The following is a 21,271-nucleotide window of genomic DNA, read 5'->3' as shown; positions in this document are numbered from 1 at the left end:
CGTCGATCCGGTGATGCTCGTCACCGGCTGCTGACTGCTCATACGCAAGGAGATAGCGTGGTGCATGATTTCTCGCGCAGGCGAGGCAAGAGGCGTCTGTCGGCGTTCTGCCTCGCCGCCATGAGCCTGGCCGCGGCCGGCCCGGCATCGGCTCAGGACTCGCTCAGCCAGTCCAGCATCCAGGCCCAGCAGACCCAGGCCGAACTTCAAAGCCGTATCGATGAAGCCGACGACGCCACGCGCGACGCGCTGGAGCGTCTGCGTCAGGCCAACCAGCAGGCCGACCGACTGGAGAGTTACAACGCCGAGCTGGCGCCGATCGTCGATAACCAGGCCAAGCGAATCGCCGCCGAACAGAAAGCGCTGGCACAGATTTCGGTGACGCGTGAAGCGTTGCCGGGTGAGCTGCGCCAGATGGTCGAGCAGTTGCGCGCAATGATCGAGGCGGATATGCCGTTCCTGCGCGACGAGCGCCTGGCACGCGTCGACGATCTGGAGCAGATGCTGACCCGTGACGACGCCTCCCAGGCGGACAAGTTGCAGCGAATCTTTTCCGTGTGGCGCACCGAGCTCGACTACGGCCGCGAGATGGATCAGTGGAGCGGTTCGCTCGACGGTTCCCAGTCCGACGCGGCAAGCCAGGGTAGCCAAATGGCGCGGGAAGTCGACTATCTGCGTGTAGGACGCACTGGCTGGTACTACGTCACGCCGGACGACCGCGCCGGCGGTGTCTGGAGCGTCGCCAACGGCGAGTGGGAAGTGCTCGATGGCGATCAGATCGACGAGGTTCGCCGCGGTATCCGCATCGCTCAGGATCAGAGCGCGCCGGCGCTGCTGCACCTGCCGGCCTCACTGACCGTCGAGAACGGTCGGGCATCGACGGAGGACCAATCATGAAGCGTCACGCATGGTGGTTGGCAGTGCCTCTCGTCGCCACGCTTCTCACCCCGGGTATTGCCGTTGCCCAGTCCAGTGCCCAGTCCGACGCAGGAAGCAACACGACGCCGTCGATGCAGCAGGTGCTTCAATCCTTTCGCGCCGACAGCCAGGCCGCCGAACAGCGTGACAGCCAGCGGCTCGAGACGTTGCTGGACGACCGCCAGGCGCTGCAGCAGGCCGTTTCCGATGCCGAGCAGCGGCTGCAGCAGGTTCAGGCCCGACGCCAACAGCTGGACGATCGTCAGTCCGCGCAGCAACAGCAGCTGGCGGAACTCCAGCAGCAGCGATCGGATCAGGCCGGAGACATCGGCGAGATTTCCGGCATCGTCAAACAGCAGGCCGGCGAGTTGCGAGATGCTCTCGGCGAGAGCTGGCTGACCGTGGGCGGTGACGCTCGACTGCCGCCGCGGCTGGACGATCATGGGCTGGTCGATCGACAGACGTTCGATCAGGTACGTCAGGCTCTCGCCGGCCTGGTCGCGGAAAGCGGCCGTGGTGTGCGCTTTCAGGCGCCGGTGGCGGGCAAGGACGGCGATGTCGCCGAGCGCGAGGTAGTGCGCCTGGGTGACACCCTCGCCTTCAGCAACGGCGATCTGCTGCAACGCATCGGCGAGGATGGAAGGCTGGCGGTGTACCCGGTAACGCCCGGCGATGCCCGGCAGTCGTTACAGGCCTTTCAGCAGGGTGATGGCAACCAAATCGTGGTCGATCCCACCGATGGCGACGTTCTCGACGCGCTCTCCCGGCAGCCCAGTCTGTGGCAGCGCTTTCAGCAGGGCGGCTATGTCGGCTACGTGATCGTCGCGCTGGGGATCGTCGGTCTGCTGATAGCCCTGGCGCAGTATGTCTATCTCGTGATCGTCAGTGGCCGGATGCGCCGCCAGATGCAGGCGCCGGATACGCTGCAAGACGACAACCCGCTGGGCCGGGTGCTCAAGCGCTTCGCAGCACTGGGGCGCGATCATGCGCCGGAAGCACTGGAGGCGCGGCTCGACGAAGCCCTGCTGGCAGAGCAGCCGCGGCTGGAGCGCGGTCAGCCGATCGTCAAGCTGATCGCCGCAGTGGCGCCGCTGCTGGGTCTGCTGGGTACCGTGACCGGGATGATCGTCACTTTCCAGTCGATCACCGTGTTCGGCACCGGCGATCCGCAGTTGATGGCGGGCGGGATCAGTCAGGCGCTGGTCACCACCGTGCTGGGCCTGATCACGGCCGTGCCGCTGCTGTTCGTCAATACCGCCTTGAGCAGCCGTAGCCGGCGGCTGATCGGCCTGCTGGAAGGCCGGGCCAGCGCCGTGCTCGCCGAGCATCTCGAAGCCGAGACCGCTGCTGCCGCCCACGCCGAGGAGCGCCGTCATGGTGCCCACGCTTGAGCCGATCCGCTGGCTGATCAGTTCCGGCGGCGAAGTGCTGGTATTGATCATGCTGGTGGCAATGGCGTTGTTCGCGATTTCGCTGGAGCGATTGTTCTACTGGCGATTCACCCATCGGCGTGCGCGCCGGGTGCTGATCGACGCCTGGATCCGGCGGCGTGATCACTCGAGCTGGAGCGCGCTGACGCTGCGCGAAGTCTGGACGCGCGAACTGATCGCGCGGCTGCGTCTGCCACTGCCCTGGCTCAAGTTGCTGATCGCTCTCTGTCCGCTGCTGGGCCTGCTGGGAACGGTGACCGGGATGATTCAGGTTTTCGACAGCCTGGCGCTGACCGAAAGCAGCCAGGCCCGGGCCATGGCCGACGGCGTCGCCCAGGCCACGTTGCCGACGTTGTGCGGCATGGCCGTCGCCGTGGTGGGTCTGCTTTTCGTCACTCGTCTGGAACAGATCATTCGGCGCGAGGATCAGCGGTTGCATGACCGTATGGCCCGCGCCGTGGAGGACTCACATGCGTAGGCGCCGGTTGCGGGAAGCCAGTGACGACTCGACCGGTATCGATCTCACGCCGATGCTGGATGTCGTCTTCATCATGCTGATCTTCTTCATCGTCACCACCAGCTTCATCAAGGAGAGTGGCGTCGAGATCGAGCGGCCCGATTCGAGCGAGGCCACGGCGCGGCAGAATACGCAAGTGCTGGTCGCCATCACCGGCGATGGCGCGGTATGGGTCGACGGCGAGGCGGTGGATGCCCACCGCGTCGGCGCCCGTGTCGCCCAGCTAATATCCGGTGACGGCAGCGTCGTCGTCCAGGCCGACAAGAACTCGACCACGGGCCTGCTGATTCAGGTCATGGATCGTATTCACCAGGCCGGCGTCGACAACGTGGCCGTCGCCGCCAACCGGGATGCCGGTTGATGCGTAGAGTGGCCGGACTCGCGGGTGGCGCGCTGCTGACGCTGCTGGTGTTCTATCTGCTGGCGCTGTTGGTCGCGCCGCCGGAGCCGGATCGCACCCAGATCGTGACGCCCACCTCCATCTCGATGGTCGATGCGCCGGAGCAGGCGCAGGCACAGCCATCTCCGACCTCGCCGGCATTGCCGACGCCGCCCAGTGCGCCGCCACCGCCGCCCGCGGCGGCCCCCGTGCCGGCAGCGGAAACGCCCAGCCAGGTGGCGATTCCGGAGCCCGAGACGCCGCCGATGGAGACGCCGGATGCGACTCTGGACGCGTCGCTACCCGAGTTGAGCGAGGCGCGGCCGGAACCGAAACCAGAGCCCCAGCCTGAGCCGGAACCTCAGCCGGAACCTCAGCCAGAGCCGAAGGCGCAACCCGAGCCGCAGCCAACGCAGCAAACCGTGGCGGAATCGGCGCCACAGCCGCGGGCGGTGCCTGCTCCGCAGCAGCCGCCGAAAGGCACGCAGGCCTCGCCCCGCGATGTCGGCCAGCTCCAGCCCACCAGCCGGGTCAATCCGTCCTATCCCATGCGTGCACGCCGGCGGGGCATGGAGGGCTACGTAGAGGTCAGTTTCATCATTCAGCCTGACGGGCGTGTCGATACCGGTAGCCTGCGGGTGATCGATGCCGATCCCGCCAATGTCTTCGATCGTGCCGTCGAGGAAGCCGTGTCGCAATGGCAGTTCCCGCCGGCCGATGATGTCAGGCGCGCGACGCAGCGCATCCAGTTCCAGTTGGAGGGCTGAGGATGAGTTCGACGGTGGTCCGAGATCTGCGCAAGCGATGCCTGGCGCTGATGGCCGCGGGCCTGATCGGCCTCGGATGCGTTTCGTCGGCCCAGGCGGAAGGGCCGGCGCTGCGTCCGGACATGATTCAGACGCTGCACTCGATGCAGTCGCAGCTCGAGACCGGCGACGATGCTGCCGTGGCCTCGCGTGCCGCGGCTTCTGCCTCGCGGCTGCAAGGAGGGAATGCCGCCGACCGCTGGGCGCGGGCGCTGTTCCTGCAGTTGGCCGCGTCGGCCAATGCCCGGCAGGGCAACGATAGCCAGGCGGCGGATCAGTTGGCCGAGGCGCGCGGCACCGACGAGGTTCCCGATGCCCGCCGGCTGGCCTGGTTACGCCAGGAAGCACAGCTTCGGCTGAGTGCCGGTCAGACGGAACAAGGCGCGGATCGACTGACGCAGTGGGTCGAACGAAGCGGCGGCGACGACACCTCTCGTTGGCTGCTGGTACAGGCGCGGGCCTCGCTGAAGGAGTGGTCGGCCGCGGCCAATTCGCTCGATCGCCTCCGCCAATCCGGCGCCGAGGGGTGGAGCTCCTCACAGCAGCAATTGGCGAGCACGGTCTACCAGCAGACGGGTCGGTTCGACGACGCTTTGGCGCTGCTCGGCGACGATGCGAGTTCGCCGGACGTCTGGCGACGAGCGGCGGGGCTGGCGCAACAGGCGGGAGATGACGGCCGCGCGGCAGCGATCTGGGAGAGCGGCTGGCGTCGTGGGGCATTGACCTCGCGCGACGATCTGCTGCAGCTGGCCAAATTGCATATCGCCGGGGGAACGCCGGCACGAGCCGCCGAATATCTGCAGAGCTGGCTGGATGACGGCCAGCTGCAATCCAGCCCCGCGACGCTACGCTTGACCGCCCAGGCCTGGACCGCGGCTCGCGATCACCATCAGGCGCTGACGGCGTGGCGCAAGCTTGCCGAACGGAGCGGTCGCGCAGAAGATTGGCAGCAACTCGCCGAGCTCGCCTACGGTTGGGGTGAATGGCAAACGACGCTGGATGCGTTTTCGGCATTGAGAGAGGCAGGCGGCGACATGTCCGGGCGGGATTGGTTGCTGCAAGGCATCGCCACGGTACAGCTGGACGATCAGGACGCGGCACGCGATGCGTTCCGCCGGGCCAAAGCCGCGGGCGTCGATCAGGCGCAGCAGTGGCTGGATTCGCTGGGTTAGGGAGTGTGCCCTCTCGAGCGGGCCACGAACCGCAACGGCGACGTCTGGGATTCCCAAGCGTCGCCGTTTTGGTTCAGCGAGTTCGTAGTGTCGCTGCGCTTGTCGATCGACTCGGCTTGGGCCAAATCACCTCAATCCAGCGCGAACTCGGTCCACACCGGGGCATGGTCGGAAGGCCGCTCCATGGCGCGCAGGTCGTAGTCGATACCCGAGTGGCGCGTGGCGCGGGCCAGCGGTTCGGTAACCAGAATGTAGTCGATGCGCAGCCCGCGCTTGGGTTCGCGATCGAAGCCCTTGGAGCGGTAGTCGAACCAGCTGAAAGTGTCGCTGTCATCGGGGTGGCAGCGTCGATAGCTATCTTCGAGACCCCACGCCTTGAGGCGTTCGAGCCATTCCCGCTCTTCCGGCTGAAAGCTGGTCTTGCCCTCGCGCAGCCAGCGCTTGCGGTTGTCTTCACCGATGCCGATGTCGATATCGGCCGGCGAGATATTGAAATCCCCCATGATCGCCACCCGCTCGGAAGACTCGTGCTGCGTCTTCAGCAGGGCATTGAGCCCGGCGTAGAACGCCCGCTTGTTGGGGTATTTGGTCGGGTGCGCGATATTCTCGCCCTGAGGGAAGTAGCCGTTCCAGACCGTCAATGGCGCACCGTCTTCCATCTTCAGCGTCACCCCGATCAGCCGGCGCTGCGCTTCCTCGCCGTCATCGGGCAGCCCGTAATGCACGGATTCCGGTGCCACCCTGGTCAGCATTGCCACACCGTAATGGCCCTTCTGGCCGTGGAAGTGGACGTGATAGCCCATCGCTTCGACTGCCTCGCGCGGGAATTCGCTGTCCTGGACCTTGGTTTCCTGAAGACCGATGACGTCCGGCGCGTGAGTCTCGATCAAGGCGGCGAGCTGGTGTAGTCGAGCGCGGATACCGTTGATATTGAAGGAAACCAGGCGCATCAGTCGGAGTCCCCATTCTTCGAAGCGTCGCTGTCGGTTTTGGAGGCGTGCAGCGGTAGCGGCGGGGCGCTCTGGCGCTGACGCTTGCGCTCGGCCTGGAGTTTTCGCTGCTGAGTCTTCTTGTCGACATAACGGCGGGACGGGGCCACCGCGTCGGGGTTGTCATGGCGCCAGCGGCGGTAGTCCTTGCGCTTTCCGGTACGAATCGTCACCTTGTCGGCCAGCGACTTGGTCTTCTTTCTGCGAGTCATGCGCGCGACCTATAGCGGTTTCCATCGAACGATTTCCATCGACAGTCTCGACAACGCAACGCCGAGACATGGCGTCGCGAAATGAGACATCGGGACATTACCGCGTATTCTAACAGCCAGCGATGCAGGTGCCAGCGCTTAACGACCGCGCTCGCCGCCCCCCTCGACGTTCGATAGCGCCCGAGCGCCTGACAAGCCGTTGATTGGCAGGGCGACGAGACGTTGGTCGGCTGGGTGAGGAGACGTTGATCGACTGGGCTCGCGACGTTAGCGGGCTGGGCTGATATAATGCCCCCGGCTCGCGCTGGGCTCAGCCCCTGCGAAGTCGTCAATCGTCGCGTCGAGGTATCGTCTAGAAGCACTGCTTGGCATTAGCTGTCTAGCACTACCTAACCTAGAAGTACCCTCCTGGAGGGCGTGAACGCCTGTCCCGCCGCGCCGATGTCGGCGTCGTCGAACAGGGCGCCAGCCGTCGCGAGTCAAACCGTCAATCGATTTCGGACATTCGTCATTACTATGAGTGAGTCTGACAACACCCAGCCCCCGGCAGAGAATCGCAGACCCAAGCGGCGTCGGCGCAAGCCACGCAAATCCCAGTCCCGTAACGCTTCCGGCTGGTCGCTGAAGCAGTTTCAGGTCGAGCCTGTTGCCGGGCGCTGGCGGTTCCATGACTTCGACCTGCCGACGCCGCTGATGCGGGCGATCCAGGCCGAGGGCTTCGAGTACTGCACGCCGATTCAGGCCGAAGCGCTGATGCACACGCTGCTCGGCGGCGATGTGGTCGGCAAGGCGCAGACCGGAACCGGCAAGACGGCCGCGTTCCTGATCTCCATGCTGGCCTATTTCCTCGAAGAGGAAGCGCCGGACGGCCAGAAACCGGGGACGCCGCGCGCGCTGATCGTCGCGCCGACCCGCGAACTGGCCCTGCAGATCGAAAAGGATGCCAAGGCGCTGGCGCGGTTCACGTCGCTGAACGTGGCGAGCGTCGTCGGTGGCATGGACTACCAGAAGCAGCGCGATCAGTTGAGCAAGAATCTGGACGTGCTGGTGGCAACGCCGGGCCGACTGCTCGATTTCCAGCAGAAGCGGGATATCGACCTGTCTCAGGTGGAAGTGCTGGTGCTGGATGAAGCCGACCGGATGCTGTCGATGGGCTTCATTCCCGACGTCAAGCGCATCATTCGCTACACGCCCAAGCCCGTGGAGCGTCAGACCTTCCTGTTCTCGGCGACCTTCACGCCGGACATCCTCGGTCTTTCCGAGCAGTGGACCCAGAACCCGGCTCACGTCGAGATCGAGGTGACCCACGACAACGCGGCCAACATCGATCAGCGTGTCTATCTGGTCAGTGACAGCGACAAGCGCAAGCTGCTGTTCAATCTGGTCAACCAGGAGGCGATGGAGCGGGTCATCGTGTTCGCCAACCGTCGCGATCTCGTCCGTGAGCTGGATCAGCTACTGCGTGAACAGGGCATCAATGTGGCGATGCTTTCCGGTGACGTGCCGCAGAGTCAGCGCATCAAGACGCTGGAGCGTTTCCGTGAAGGTGAAGTGAACGTGCTGGTGGCGACCGATGTCGCCGGGCGTGGCATTCATATCGAAGATGTCAGCCACGTGATCAACTTCACGCTGCCGGAAGACCCGGAAGACTACGTTCATCGTATCGGCCGTACCGGCCGGGCCGGCGCCCAGGGCGTATCGATCAGTTTCGTCGGCGAGGAAGATGCGTTCTCATTGCCCGAGATCGAGAACTACATCAACGGCAAGCTGCCCTGCGAGCATCCGCCCGAATCGATGCGGCCTTGAGCCGATGCGGCCCTGAGCGGCTGACATCCAGGGCGGCGCAGATCCCTGAGGCTGTTCTCCGGTAATCGCCCACCCTCGGTGGGCGATCCTTTCCCGATACCATTCCGCTCCGGAACGCGCATGCTCGACGAACCCCTCAAGCAACAGATTCAAGAGGCTTACCGGCGCGTGCTCGAGGGGCTGGAGCTCACGCCGCGCTACGGTCAGCGCCTGATGATCGCGGAAATCGCGCGGACGCTGGCGTCGATCGAGCAGGACGAGCAAGGTCGGAGAACCTCCAACGAGCACGTCTGTGTGCTGGAAGCCGGCACCGGAACCGGCAAGACGCTCGCCTATCTATTGTCGGCACTGCCCGTGGCCAAGGCCCGCGGCAAGCGTCTTGTCATCGCCACCGCCACGGTGGCGCTCCAGGAGCAGGTTCTGAATCAGGATCTGCCGATGCTCAAGGCGCACAGTGGCCTCGACTTCGAATACGCGCTGGCCAAGGGGCGGGGGCGTTACCTCTGCGTGGCCAAGCTGGACCAGGCGCTGGAAGGGGCCGAACCCAATCCGACGCTGTCGCTGTTCGAGCAGACTATCGCCACGGATGCCGGGGGGGATTTCCCTCAGCTGATTCAGGAGATGGCCGACACCTACGCGTCGGGGAACTGGGAAGGGGACCGTGACAGCTGGCCGGTCGCCATCGACGATCGCGACTGGAGGCGGCTGACGGTGGATCATCGGCAATGTACCAATCGCCGCTGTGGTCATTTCGGCGCCTGCGCCTATTTTCGTTCGCGCCGGCATCTCGAGCAGGCCGATATCATCGTTGCCAACCATGATCTGGTGCTGGCAGATCTGGCGCTGGGCGGTGGCATGGTGTTGCCATCGCCCAAGGACTGCATCTACGTCTTCGATGAAGGGCACCATCTGCCGGACAAGGCGCTGGATCATTTCTATCATCGCTTCGGGATCAACGCCACGCTGCGCTGGTTGCGAACGTTGAAGAAATCGCTGACCGAATTGAACACCGCGCTGGGCGCTCAGCCCACCTTGGCACGACTGCTGGCCAGCTTCCCCGAGCGGATAGCGGCGCTGGAGCCCCGGCTCGGCGATGCCTATGCCATGGGTCATCAGATCGCCGGGCTGAGTGCCGGTGCCGGCGATGAAACGCAGAACTTCCGCTTCCCCAACGGCCGCGCCCCCGAGCCGCTGGTCGAGCTCGCTCAGCAACTGGTCATACCGTTCGCCGAACTCTCGCGCGACCTGGAGACGATGAGCGACATCCTGCGCGAGAGCCTCGATCCGGATAAATCCACCGGGCTCCCGCGGGAGCAGGCGGAACCCTGGCTGCCTTTGACGGCGCTGCTCCACGGCCGCGCCCTCGAGGCGCACGCGCTGTGGTCGGCCATGGCCAAGCCCGATCCGTCCGGACAGGCGCCACAGGCGCGCTGGTTGACGTTCCAGAGCTTCGGCGGTGAGCCGGAGCTTACTTTTTCCGCCAGTCCGGTATCGGCGGCGGAGACGTTGGCGCGTCATCTCTGGGGAAGCTGCTACGGGGCGGTGGTCACTTCGGCGACACTGACGGCGCTCAACCGCTTCGAACGCCTGCAGGAGCGCGCCGGACTGGCCAACCGCTACCGCTATCAGCGCCTGCCGAGTCCGTTCGACTACTCCCGTGCGACGCTCAGCGTGCCGCGCGAGGCGGTCGAACCTGGCGATGCCATGGCCCATGACCGCTCCATCGTGCAGTTCATCGAAGGCCTGGCCGACGACGAAGCGGTGCTGGTGCTGTTTTCGTCGCGCAAACAGCTGCGCAGCGTGGCGGATGCGCTACCGGAGCCGTGGGCATCGCGGCTGCTTTCCCAGGATCGATTGCCCAAACGTGAGCTGCTGGAGCGTCACCGCGTCGCCGTCGATGCCGAGAAGGGGAGTCTGATCTTTGGCCTGGCGAGCTTTGCCGAGGGCATCGATCTGCCCGGTCGTTACCTGACCCACGTGGTGATTACCCGGCTGCCGTTCTCGGTGCCGGACGATCCCGTCGGTGCGACGCTCGCCGAATGGATCGAAAGCCAGGGCGGCAATCCTTTCATGCGAATTTCGGTGCCGGATGCGTCGATCAAGCTGGTGCAGGCGTGTGGGCGATTGATTCGCAAAGAGGACGATAGCGGGCGTATCTCGTTGCTGGACCGGCGCGTGCTGACGCGCCGCTACGGCAAGGCGTTGCTGGATGCGCTGCCGCCGTTCCGACGCCAGATCGAGGGCGTCGACATGGGAGACTCGGTCAGGTCCTGAATCTCGATGTCGCGTCATGTCGTCTCGAATGAAAAACGCCCGATGCTGGTTCGCAGCATCGGGCGTTTTTCTGGGTAGTGTTCGCTTTGACGGCATTCGCTCGCGAATCAGTCCTCGTCCTGCTGGCGCGCCTTGAGCGGTGACTTCAACTGCTTCGCCATCTGGGTCAGTGTGCGTTCAGTAGTCGGCCAGTCGATGCAGGCGTCGGTGATCGAGACGCCATATTCGAGCTGACTGCGATCTTCCGGAATCTTCTGGCTACCCCAGCCGATGTTCGACTCGATCATCAGGCCGATGACCGAACGGTTGCCATCGAGAATCTGATGGGTCACGTTTTCCATGACCAGCGGCTGCAGCGCCGGGTCCTTGTTGGAATTGGCGTGAGAGCAGTCGACCATGAGATTGGCCTTCAGGCCGGCCTTGTGCAGCTCCTGCTCGGCCAGCGTGACGCTAACGCTGTCGTAGTTGGGCTTGCCGTTGCCGCCGCGCAGCACCACGTGGCCATAGGCGTTGCCGCGAGTGCGAATTACGGCGACCTGGCCGGACTGGTCGATACCCAGGAAGTTGTGCGGGCTGGCCACCGACTGCAAGGCGTTGACCGCCACATCCAGGCTGCCATCGGTGCCGTTCTTGAACCCGACGGGTCCGGACAGGCCGGAGGCCATCTCGCGATGAGTCTGGGATTCCGTGGTGCGTGCGCCCACGGCCGACCAGCTGATGCAGTCCTGCAGATATTGCGGCGAGATCGGGTCCAGCGCCTCGGTGGCCAGCGGCAACCCGATCTCGGCCAGATCCACCAGCAGACGACGAGCGATGTGCAGGCCCTCTTCGATCTCGAACGAGTCGTTGAGGTGCGGGTCGTTGATCAAGCCTTTCCAGCCGACCGTGGTGCGGGGCTTCTCGAAATAGACGCGCATCACGATATAGAGGCTGTCGCTGACGGCATCGGCCAGCTTGCGAAGACGTCTGGCGTAGTCGCGAGCGGCATCCGGGTCGTGGATCGAACACGGGCCGATGACTACCAGCAGACGTGGATCTTCACGATCCAGAATACGCTGGATGGTCTGGCGCCCTTCGATGACCGTGCGCTCGGCGGATTCCGTGAGCGGAATGTTCTGCTTCAACGCTTCCGGGGTAATCAGGACATCCTGGGAAAGAACGTTGAGATTGTTGACCTGCTGTTCCGACATGCTGGGGCCCGTTGACTCTGATTAGTGACTGCGCGTGAAGCGCGTACTATGGAGGCTGCGAGGTGTAAAAATCAACTTTCGGGCTGTCGTCGAGCCGCGAGACCGGGTCGAATTTCAGGAAATCGAGCCCGGAATGATAGTTTGATGGGGCATGATAAAACCCAAACGCCGGGGCAGCTTCGCGTGCTAATCCAGCGTTTCTGTTATAAGTTGCACGCCTGTCATTGAATCGCGAGCTCGAGGGCTCCAGGTTGGATCATGAGCGTATTGTTTCCTAGTCACCACACTTGTCACCGCCGCGCTGTCACTCGACTTCCGCTTCCGCCGTTTTCCGTCCCCCACTGTACGGGGAGGGTCTGAATGGGTGTCCGAGAGACCGACCAACAGCTCGTAGAACGCGCGCAGAAAGGAGATAGCCGAGCTTTCGATCTCCTGGTCAAGAAGTATCAGCACAAGATCCTCGGCTTGATCAGCCGTTATGTTCAGGATCATTCCGAAGTTCAGGACGTTGCCCAGGAAGCTTTCATCAAGGCCTATCGTGCGTTGGGAAGCTTCCGCGCCGAGAGTGCCTTCTATACCTGGATGTATCGAATCGCCATCAATACGGCGAAGAATTATCTGGTATCGCGGGGGCGTCGTCCGCCCGGCAGCGATCTCGACATCAGTGATGCCGAGATCGTCGATCAGAGCGGACGGCTATCGGATATCGAATCCCCCGAGGCGGCGATTGCCCGTGACCAGCTCGAAGCGGCGGTGTTCGAAGCGATCGATAAGCTGCCTGACGATCTGCGTACCGCGATCACCCTGCGTGAGTTCGATGGGCTCTCCTACGAAGATATCGCCACGATCATGGAGTGCCCGGTGGGTACCGTGCGCTCGCGGATATTTCGGGCCCGTGAAGCCGTCGATAAACATATCGAGCCGCTGCTGGAACATGGTACGGGCAATGCGGTCAATGATTCGTGAATGATGTAGAGGTGCTCATGCGCGGATGTTTCGGCGAGAGGCGCGCCGCGTCCGGTGAGGGATTCATCGGTCTTCGCTGGAAGTTGGCGACGGTCAGCGAGTGAAAGATGAATCGAAAATGAACTGTCGTCGATTTTTGTCGTCGTAGTAAGGGCAGATGATAGCCAAGGCAGGGCAGATGATAGCCAAGGCAGCGCAGGTGATGGCCAAGGCGTCGTCGACCGGGGCTCCCGGTCACGATGAGCCGGTGACACAGAGGTTGAGCTTGCGTGTCTCGAAAGGCGCAGATCGAGCTGACGGCCTCCCAATGTCATTCTGAACGTTGCCGTCATTCAACACGTGGCGAGCCGCAAGGCCGAGTGTGAGGGTGTAATCATGAAACAGGTGCACGAGTCTTTTTCCGCACTGATGGATAACGAAGCCGATGAATTCGACCTGAGACGAGTTCTCAAGACGATGGGTACGGCCTCGCAAGAGGGCGACACCTGGCGTCGATATCATCTGGCTCGAAGCATGATGCGACGTGAGCGCGATGCGATCGTCGACATCGATATTTCCCGCGATGTGATGGCTGCCATTGCCGACGAGCCGCAGCCGGTTCGGGAGTCCGGTAGCGAACCGACGAGGCGCCATTCGTTCTCGATGATGAGTGGAGCCGCCGTTGCGGCCGCGGTATCGCTGATGGTGATCACCGGCGTTCAGGTCTACAACAGCCAGTTTGGTGGTGGCACCACGTTATCGCCGGACGTCGCGTCCAGCAGTGGAGCGGCTTCGTCGGCAGGGGCACAGCCTTCGCTGGCCTCGGAAGAGATGTCAGGCGGGCAGGGCGGTGCGATGCAGGCTTCCATGCAGGCGCCCATCTCCAACGGCCTGCCGTATGCGCTGGGTGGCGCTGGCAGCTTTGGCAGTGGCAACCCGGGTAACGGCGGTAACAGCGGGTTGATGACCGTCGGTGAGCAGGTCATGCAGCCGATGTTCATGTCTCCAAGCACGCGTCAGTCGCCCAATATCGACAGAGAGCAGGCGCAGACGCTGCAATCCTATCTCGAGCGTCATTCTGTTGGGGCCGCGTACAGCACCGGTGACAACTGGATGCCATTGCTGCGCACGCCGGGTGGCCTGTCCGCCCAGATCGACGGCGCCGGAGCCACGGACGCGCGTTGATGTTCCGGATCTCCCCTCGGGCCCCTTGGGCCGCGGTATTCGCCGTAGTGGCAGCGTCGGCTGCCATGCCGGCGTCATCGCTTGCCGATGATCGAACCGCCCAGGAGACGTTCGACTGCGGTGATCTCGGTAATCTTGGCGCGGATAGCGACAGTGATGTCTCCCCCTATGCGTTGTTTCAGCGCAGTCTCTGGGCCAGCCACTGCTACAACTTCGGAGCGCGTGCCGTCCGCATCAGCTTCGATGGTGTCAGAACGCTGGCGCTGACCCATAGCGTCGAAAACGGGGTCGAGACCGAGTCCGCCAGATTCCTTGATGGCCCGCCCATCGCTGTGGAAAAGCGAGGCAGCGTAGGCCAGGGCTCGAAAAAGAGCGCCCTGGGCTTCTCGGCCGGCGTCGCACCCGCCGAGCTCACTCGCCAGATCGTCGGACACTACGAACTCCAACCGATGGCGCTCGAGCGGATCGCCGGCCGCCCGGCATGGCGACTCGATGTCGAACCGCAGGACGGGCTGCGCTACGGCTACCGCCTATGGCTCGATCGCGAGACAGCGTTGCCGCTCAAGCGCGAGATGATCGGCATCGACGGGCAGATTCTCGAAACCTTCCAGATAACCGATCTTCAAAAGCCCAAGCTCTATGCCGGCACGTTGCGTCTCGGGCCAGGCCTCCAGCCTGCGGACTCCCCGTGGCATGCGCAGTGGCTGCCTGCGGGTTTTACCGCGCAGCCGATTCCCCCGGAAAGCCCTGACCAGAGTGCTCGGGTGGAGCATCGCCTTTACAGCGACGGCCTGACCAGCATCAGCCTGTTCGTCGAACCCATGGCCAATGACCGGCGCGCCTTGCTGGCGGGCATTCATCGTCTGGGTATCTCCTACGGCGCTGTTCGCCATGTGATTCATCAGGGTCGGCCCATGCAGATACTGGTGCTAGGGGAGGCCCCGGCCGAGGTGCTGGCACGCATCGCCTCGAGCGTGGCGTGGAATGATGAAGACGGCGCCAGCGACACCACTGCCGATAGTGTCGATGACAGCTCCGCTGATAGTTCCGCTGAATAGTTCCGCTGAATAGTTCCGCTGGTGGTTCCTGACGGTCCTTCCCTGTAGCTTCTGATGGCATTCCCGAGCATGGGCCAATGTCTGAACCGCCGCTGTCGGGTCCTGTTTCTTCCGTGCCGTCCGGTCGTCGATAGCCATTGGCGATAGCGAGCCGATGGCGGCCGCCGCTGCAAAGAAACTTTACATCCCGTTGAACTCTTGCTGGTTTTTCGTATCAATGACTGTGGTCGCCGCGTCTTGTCATCAGCCGCGGCGATGATGCGATGACGTGAGGTTTATCAGCGGCGCTTAATTTACCCCTCACGGCCATCGATCTTCTCAACGTGTGACTCTCAGAGTCTTCATCGATGTTTAGGAGTGTTTATGGAACGCATGACAAGATGGTTCGCTCCGTGGCTCTTGATGGCCGTGACGTTATTGTCCGTTCAGGCGGCACAGGCACGCGAACTGCCCGACTTTACCAAACTGGTCAAACAGGCTGCGCCCGGCGTCGTCAACATCGCCACGACCAGCAGTGTCAGCGCGTCCAGCGGCCCTTACGGTCAGCAGGACGTCCCCGAGATATTCCGACGTTTCTTCGGCGATCAGATGCCGCAGATCCCCGGTAGCCCAGGCGGCCAGGGTGAAGAGGAGGAGCGTAAATCCCTTGGGTCGGGATTCGTCATTCGTAAGGATGGCTACATTCTGACCAACGCCCACGTGGTCAAGGATGCCGACGAGATCATGGTGCGGCTGAACGATCGGCGTGAGCTGCCGGCCAAGCTGGTGGGTTCCGACACCCGCACCGACGTGGCGTTGCTCAAGGTCGACGCCAAAGATCTGCCGACGTTGAAGATCGGTGACTCAGACGATCTCGAGGCCGGCGAGTGGGTTGCCGCCATCGGCTCTCCGTTCGGTTTCGACCATTCGGTGACGGCCGGCATCGTCAGCGCCATCAACCGCACGCTGCCGAGCGAGACCTACGTGCCGTTCATCCAGACCGATGTAGCGATCAACCCAGGCAACTCCGGCGGGCCGCTGTTCAACCTCGACGGCGAGGTCGTGGGTATCAATTCGCAGATCTATACGCGTAGTGGCGGTTTCATGGGTCTATCGTTCGCGGTACCGATCAGCGTTGCCATGAATGTCGCCGATCAGCTGCGCACCGAAGGTCATGTCAGCCGCGGCTGGTTGGGCGTGGTGATTCAGCCGGTGTCCAAGGATCTTGCCGAATCGTTCGGCCTCGACGGCACCAACGGTGCGCTGGTATCGGATGTCAGCGATGACAGCCCTGCCCAGAAGGCCGGTCTGAAGGCAGGCGACGTGATTCTGAGCGCCAACGGGTCGGATATTCAGGACTCCACTACGCTGCCCCGCGTGGTCGGTCAGGTGTCGCCGGGCGATGAGGTCAAGCTTCAGGTCATGCGTGACGGTACCGAGCGCGACATCGACGTGACCGTAGGGGATTGGCCGGAAGAGATGGCCGCCGACGGTTCGCCATCCAGCGAATCCTCCAACGATCAGACCCAGTTGGGTATCGCGGTCAGCGATCTCAACGATCAGGAGAAACAGCAGCTGGATATCGACAAGGGCGCGCTGGTGCGTCGCGTCGATCCGCGTGGCGCGGCGGCTTCCGCAGGTATTCAGCCGGGGGATGTGGTCGTCAGTTTCGATCAGAAGCCGATCGACAGCGCCGACCAGTTGATCGACGCGGTCAAGAAAGCCGATGACGATCGCGCGATTCCGGTGCGAATCGTGCGTGATGGCAACTCGCTGTTCGTGGCACTGCGCCTGAAGTCCGGCGACTGAGCCGGGTGACGCGACAGCAACACGTTGCAGCTTCACACAGCCCCGCTTTGGCGGGGCTGTGTGCGTTCCGGTTGTCGCTGTCTTTGCCCCGGCCTTGTCGGTACAATGCGCCCAATTCGAAATCGACCGCGCGACTTGGCTACAGCACTCCGTGCGGACTGCGCGTGTACAAATGACCGGTAAGGCTTAAATGGCAGACGCTGCAAGTAACGAGCAACTGAAGTTCATTCGCAACTTCTCGATCATCGCCCATATCGACCATGGCAAATCCACCCTGGCGGATCGCATCATCCAGTTCTGCGGGGGGCTGACGGATCGCGAGCTCAAGGAGCAGGTGCTCGATTCGATGGATCTCGAACGCGAGCGGGGCATCACCATCAAGGCGCAGTCGGTCACGCTCGACTATCAGGCGCAGGATGGTCATACCTATCAGCTCAACTTCATCGATACACCGGGGCACGTCGACTTCTCCTACGAGGTGTCGCGCTCGCTCTACGCCTGCGAAGGGGCGTTGCTGGTGGTCGACGCGGGCCAGGGCGTCGAGGCGCAGTCTGTCGCCAACTGTTACACCGCCATCGAGCAGAATCTGGAAGTCATCCCGGTTCTCAACAAGATGGACCTGCCCCAGGCCGATCCGGATAAGGTGGCTCACGAGATCGAGGAGATCATCGGCCTCGACGCGCAGGATGCCATACGCGTGTCGGCCAAGAGCGGTCTCAATATCGATCTGCTGCTCGAGCGTCTCGTTCGCGACATACCGCCACCCCAGGGGGATCGTGAAGGCGATCTCCAGGCGCTGATCATCGACTCCTGGTTCGATAATTATCAGGGCGTCGTGTCGCTGGTGCGGCTGTTCGATGGCACGCTGAAAAAGGGCGACAAGATCCGCATGAAGTCGACCGGTCGCGACTGGGACGTGACCGATATCGGCTATTTCACGCCCAAGCAGAATTCCACCGGTATCCTGCGGGCTGGCGAAGTCGGCTTCGTCATCGCCGGGATCAAGGATATCCAGGGCGCGCCGGTGGGCGACACCATCACGCATACCAAGACCAAGGACGTGCCGCGTCTGCCCGGTTTCCAGAAGGTGAAGCCGCAGGTCTACGCGGGCATGTTCCCGATCAGTTCCGATGACTACGAGGACTTCCGCGACGCGCTCGAGAAGCTGGCGCTCAACGATGCCTCGCTCGATTACGTGCCGGAAAATTCCGATGCGCTCGGGTTCGGCTTCCGTGTCGGTTTCCTGGGCACGCTGCACATGGAGATCGTCCAGGAGCGGCTGGAACGCGAATACGACATCGATCTGCTGACCACGGCGCCCACGGTCAACTACGAAATCCTGATGGACAACGGCGAGCTGGTCACCATTTCCAACCCGTCGAAGCTGCCGGACATGGCCAACGTGGCGGAGATGCGCGAGCCGATCGTGCGCGCCAGCATTCTGGTCCCGCAGGAGTATGTGGGCAACGTCATCTCCGAATGCGTCAATCGGCGTGGCGTGCAGCTCGACATGCAGGTGCTGGGCAACCAGATGCAGCTCGTCTACGAACTGCCGATGGCCGAAGTCGTGATGGATTTCTTCGACCGTCTCAAGTCGATCTCCAAGGGTTATGCGTCTCTCGACTACAGCTTCGAGCGTTTCGAGACGGCCAAGCTGGTGCGCCTGGATATCCTCATCAACGGGGAGCGTGTCGATGCCCTGGCGCTGATCATTCATCGCGATCATGCCCACTCTCGCGGCCGCATTCTGGTCGACAAGATGAAAGAGCTGATCCCGCGTCAGATGTTCGACGTCGCCGTCCAGGCGACAATCGGCGGCAGCGTGGTCGCGAGATCCACGGTCAAGGCGCTGCGCAAGAACGTGACGGCCAAATGTTACGGCGGTGATACGTCACGCAAGAAGAAACTGCTGGAGAAGCAGAAAGCCGGCAAGAAACGCATGAAGCAGGTGGGTCGTGTCGAAATACCCCAGGATGCGTTCCTTGCCGTTCTCAAAATGAACGAGTAGGAAAACAGGTCATGGATTTTTCGCTGTTACTGGTATTGGCTGTCGCCATCACAGGGCTCGTCTGGTTGCTGGACAGCCTGTTCTGGCGTCGCTCACGTCATCGACGTCAGCGGGCCGATGCCGAAGCCAAGGGCGATGGCAAGACCGCAGAGTTCAAGGATCCCTGGCCGGTCGATTACGCTCGCTCGTTCTTTCCCGTGCTGCTGATCGTGCTGGTGCTGCGCAGCTTCATCATCGAACCGTTCCAGATTCCTTCCGGTTCCATGCGTCCGACGCTCGAGATCGGCGATTTCATCCTGGTCAACAAGTTCAGCTACGGCCTGCGACTGCCGGTCGTCAATACCGAAATTGCGGATCTGGGCGAGCCGGAGCGGGGTGACGTCATGGTCTTCCGATTCCCGGAGGACCCGTCGGTCAACTTCATCAAGCGCGTCATCGGCTTGCCTGGCGATCGCATTCGCTACGAGAACAAGCAGCTCTACGTCAACGGCGAACCGGTATCCAAGTCGATGGCCGACTCCGATCCGGCGGAGGCGCCCGGCGAAGAGCTGTTCACAGAGCATCTCGGCGATGTCGATCACAGTATTTTCAACAATCCGCAGAGCCCCGGGCCGCAGATGCGGGAGATCGTGGTTCCCGATCATGAATATTTCATGATGGGCGACAACCGCGATCATTCCAACGACAGCCGCTACTGGGGCTTCGTGCCGGAGAAGAATATCGTCGGCAAGGCGTTCGCGGTGTGGATGCACTGGGATGGTGGATTACCTAGCTTCAGTACGGTGCGACAGATAAACTGATCCTTATATAGCCGGAAGCTAAAGCAACCGCTGCGCCACCCGCCGAGACCATCGGGTTCAGGTAACGGCAGTGACGCAGCAACTCGCGGAGCGGGCGACGGGCTATCCCGCGCCCGCTTTGCTTCGAAGACAACGACTCTTTGTTTCAAATAAGACTTGGTTCAAAGATAACGACTCAATGGGAATGACGTGAGTGATCCTCTGCAAGGCTTCAGCCGTCGTATCGGCCACGACTTTCGTGACCCGGCGCTGCTGGAACTGGCCCTGACGCATCGAAGCGTCGGCGGTTCCAACAACGAAAGACTCGAGTTTCTGGGAGACTCGATCGTCAATTTCGTGATCGGTGAAGCGTTGTTCAAGCGCTTTCCGGCCGCACGCGAAGGTCAGCTATCCCGGCTGCGGGCAGGCCTGGTCAAGGGTCAGACGCTGGCCGTGGTGGCTCGCGAATTCGAACTGGGCGGCTGTCTGCGGCTGGGCTCAGGGGAGATGAAAAGCGGCGGACATCGGCGCGATTCGATTCTCGCCGACGCCTTGGAAGGGGTCATCGGCGCCATCTATCTCGATGCCGGCATGGATGTGGCGCGAAGCCGCGTGCTGGCCTGGTTCGGTACCCGGCTGGAGGCGATCGATCTGCACAATACGCAGAAGGATCCCAAGACGCGACTGCAGGAGTTTCTGCAGTCTCGCCAGCAGGCGCTGCCGCGCTACGAGGTGATTTCGGTCGAGGGTGAAGCACACTCCCAGACCTTCAGCGTCGAGTGTCACGTCTCGATGCTGGGCGACGAATCGCCGACGCTAGGAGAGGGCTCCAGTCGGCGCATCGCCGAACAGCAGGCCGCCGAACTTGCGTTGTCCAAACTCGAACCCTCAAAGGGCAAGCGCCAATGACACAGAGCTGTGGTTTCGTCGCGATCGTCGGGCGCCCCAATGTGGGCAAGTCGACCCTGATGAATCGGATCCTGGGGCAGAAGATATCGATCACTTCGCGTCGTCCGCAAACGACGCGTCATCAGGTGATGGGGATCAAGACCGAGAATGAGGTCCAGTTCGTCTACGTCGATACGCCGGGTATTCACCTGCAGACCCGCGATCGCAACAAGGCGATTAACCGGTTCATGAACCAGGCCGCGACCCAGGCGCTGCGCGATGTCGACTGCGTGGTGTTTCTGGTCGATCGTACGCGCTGGACGGACGAAGATCAGGTCGTTCTCGACAAGCTGACCCATGTCGAGGCGCCGGTGATCCTGGCGATCAACAAGGTCGATTGGCTCGAGGACAAGACGACCTTGCTGCCGTGGCTGGAATCGCTTTCGGCGAGACGCGAGTTCGCCGCGATCCTGCCGATTTCGGCCAAGGACGGGACCAACGTGCCCGAACTCGAGGGCGAAGTCGCCAAGCGTCTGCCCGAGGGCGTGCACTATTTCCCGGATGACCAGATCACCAACAAGAGCCAGCGGTTTCTGGCGGCCGAACTGGTACGTGAGAAGGTCATGCGCCAGCTGGGCGACGAGCTTCCCTATCAGATGACCGTCGAGATCGAAGAGTTTCGCGATGAAGGCAAGGTCATTCACATCAGCGCGCTTATGCTGGTCGAGCGTCAGGGCCAGAAGAAGATCCTGATCGGCGACAAGGGCGAGCGGATCAAGAAGATCGGTATCGAGGCGCGTCAGGAGATGGAGCGCGCGTTCGACAGCAAGGTCATGCTCAACCTCTGGGTCAAGGTCAAACGCGGCTGGTCCGACGATGACCGTGCGCTGAAGAGTCTCGGCTATAACCACGATTGAACGACGGCCT

General features: G+C 62.6%; 19 protein-coding genes. 16 read left to right on the top strand and 3 right to left on the bottom strand.

Going from position 1 to position 21,271, the window contains the following annotated elements; all coding sequences use genetic code 11:
- Positions 1–57 precede the first annotated feature (57 nt).
- The 6 genes from DOM58_RS04415 to DOM58_RS04390 are packed head-to-tail and all read left to right on the top strand — an operon-like array spanning position 58 to position 5,222.
- On the top strand, positions 58–897 hold the full coding sequence (locus DOM58_RS04415) for a DUF3450 domain-containing protein (RefSeq protein ID WP_245392148.1): 840 nt from the start codon (positions 58–60) through the stop codon (positions 895–897).
- Positions 894–2,309: a MotA/TolQ/ExbB proton channel family protein gene (locus DOM58_RS04410; protein ID WP_110691897.1), complete on the top strand. Its 1,416-nt coding sequence runs from the start codon at positions 894–896 to the stop codon at positions 2,307–2,309. Before DOM58_RS04415 ends, DOM58_RS04410 begins: the two co-directional genes overlap by 4 nt.
- Positions 2,293–2,826, top strand: a complete 534-nt coding sequence (locus DOM58_RS04405) for a MotA/TolQ/ExbB proton channel family protein (protein WP_110691896.1) — start codon at positions 2,293–2,295, stop codon at positions 2,824–2,826. The genes DOM58_RS04410 and DOM58_RS04405 overlap by 17 nt, the downstream gene beginning before the upstream one ends.
- Positions 2,819–3,226 carry an ExbD/TolR family protein gene (locus DOM58_RS04400; RefSeq protein ID WP_110691895.1) on the top strand — a complete coding sequence of 136 codons (408 nt, stop codon included), beginning with the start codon at positions 2,819–2,821 and terminating at the stop codon, positions 3,224–3,226. Before DOM58_RS04405 ends, DOM58_RS04400 begins: the two co-directional genes overlap by 8 nt.
- Entirely contained in the window at positions 3,226–4,011 is a 786-nt protein-coding gene (locus DOM58_RS04395; RefSeq protein WP_110691894.1) for an energy transducer TonB, read from the top strand. Before DOM58_RS04400 ends, DOM58_RS04395 begins: the two co-directional genes overlap by 1 nt.
- A gap of 2 nt (positions 4,012–4,013) precedes the next feature.
- Positions 4,014–5,222, top strand: coding sequence for a heme biosynthesis protein HemY (locus DOM58_RS04390; protein WP_245392147.1), 1,209 nt, complete (start codon positions 4,014–4,016; stop codon positions 5,220–5,222).
- Between the two features lie 131 nt (positions 5,223–5,353).
- Here DOM58_RS04390 and xthA read toward each other — a convergent pair whose 3' ends face one another.
- Both xthA and DOM58_RS04380 read right to left on the bottom strand, forming a co-directional pair.
- Positions 5,354–6,172: an exodeoxyribonuclease III gene (gene xthA, locus DOM58_RS04385; RefSeq protein ID WP_110691893.1), complete on the bottom strand. Its 819-nt coding sequence runs from the start codon at positions 6,170–6,172 to the stop codon at positions 5,354–5,356.
- Positions 6,172–6,423 (bottom strand): hypothetical protein, encoded by a 252-nt coding sequence (locus DOM58_RS04380; protein WP_075561307.1) that lies wholly within the window; start codon positions 6,421–6,423, stop codon positions 6,172–6,174. The genes xthA and DOM58_RS04380 overlap by 1 nt, the downstream gene beginning before the upstream one ends.
- Positions 6,424–6,939: 516 nt before the next feature.
- Here DOM58_RS04380 and rhlB point away from each other — a divergent pair.
- Positions 6,940–8,229, top strand: a complete 1,290-nt coding sequence (gene rhlB, locus DOM58_RS04375) for an ATP-dependent RNA helicase RhlB (RefSeq protein WP_075561308.1) — start codon at positions 6,940–6,942, stop codon at positions 8,227–8,229.
- A gap of 120 nt (positions 8,230–8,349) precedes the next feature.
- Positions 8,350–10,503, top strand: coding sequence for an ATP-dependent DNA helicase DinG (gene dinG, locus DOM58_RS04370; protein WP_110691892.1), 2,154 nt, complete (start codon positions 8,350–8,352; stop codon positions 10,501–10,503).
- A gap of 107 nt (positions 10,504–10,610) precedes the next feature.
- On the opposite strand, the gene DOM58_RS04365 is transcribed toward dinG, so the two are convergent.
- Positions 10,611–11,693, bottom strand: a complete 1,083-nt coding sequence (locus DOM58_RS04365) for a 3-deoxy-7-phosphoheptulonate synthase (RefSeq protein WP_110691891.1) — start codon at positions 11,691–11,693, stop codon at positions 10,611–10,613.
- A 360-nt stretch (positions 11,694–12,053) separates the two neighbouring features.
- Here DOM58_RS04365 and rpoE point away from each other — a divergent pair, with 360 nt between their 5' ends.
- The 8 genes from rpoE to era all read left to right on the top strand — a co-directional run bounded on the left by rpoE (position 12,054) and on the right by era (position 21,261).
- A complete protein-coding gene (gene rpoE, locus DOM58_RS04360) occupies positions 12,054–12,659 on the top strand; it encodes an RNA polymerase sigma factor RpoE (RefSeq protein WP_075561311.1) in 606 nt (201 codons plus the stop codon).
- A gap of 375 nt (positions 12,660–13,034) precedes the next feature.
- A complete protein-coding gene (locus tag DOM58_RS04355; RefSeq protein ID WP_110691890.1) occupies positions 13,035–13,823 on the top strand; it encodes a sigma-E factor negative regulatory protein in 789 nt (262 codons plus the stop codon).
- Complete coding sequence (locus DOM58_RS04350; protein WP_110691889.1) at positions 13,823–14,881, top strand: MucB/RseB C-terminal domain-containing protein; 1,059 nt, start codon at positions 13,823–13,825, stop codon at positions 14,879–14,881. Before DOM58_RS04355 ends, DOM58_RS04350 begins: the two co-directional genes overlap by 1 nt.
- A gap of 363 nt (positions 14,882–15,244) precedes the next feature.
- Positions 15,245–16,669 carry a DegQ family serine endoprotease gene (locus DOM58_RS04345; protein WP_110691888.1) on the top strand — a complete coding sequence of 475 codons (1,425 nt, stop codon included), beginning with the start codon at positions 15,245–15,247 and terminating at the stop codon, positions 16,667–16,669.
- Positions 16,670–16,859: 190 nt separating this feature from the next.
- A complete protein-coding gene (gene lepA / locus DOM58_RS04340) occupies positions 16,860–18,677 on the top strand; it encodes a translation elongation factor 4 (RefSeq protein ID WP_110691887.1) in 1,818 nt (605 codons plus the stop codon).
- 11 nt (positions 18,678–18,688) lie between these two features.
- On the top strand, positions 18,689–19,477 hold the full coding sequence (lepB, locus tag DOM58_RS04335; protein ID WP_110691886.1) for a signal peptidase I: 789 nt from the start codon (positions 18,689–18,691) through the stop codon (positions 19,475–19,477).
- Positions 19,478–19,678: 201 nt separating this feature from the next.
- Positions 19,679–20,365, top strand: a complete 687-nt coding sequence (gene rnc / locus DOM58_RS04330) for a ribonuclease III (RefSeq protein ID WP_425353386.1) — start codon at positions 19,679–19,681, stop codon at positions 20,363–20,365.
- Positions 20,362–21,261, top strand: a complete 900-nt coding sequence (gene era / locus DOM58_RS04325; RefSeq protein ID WP_075562408.1) for a GTPase Era — start codon at positions 20,362–20,364, stop codon at positions 21,259–21,261. Before rnc ends, era begins: the two co-directional genes overlap by 4 nt.
- The last annotated feature ends 10 nt before the right edge of the window (positions 21,262–21,271 follow it).

It is taken from the genome of Salinicola halophyticus (assembly GCF_003206695.1).
In the GTDB taxonomy this organism is placed as follows: domain Bacteria; phylum Pseudomonadota; class Gammaproteobacteria; order Pseudomonadales; family Halomonadaceae; genus Salinicola; species Salinicola halophyticus.
Note: the sequence above shows the minus strand (reverse complement) of the source record. Positions and strands in the feature narration are given on the sequence as shown.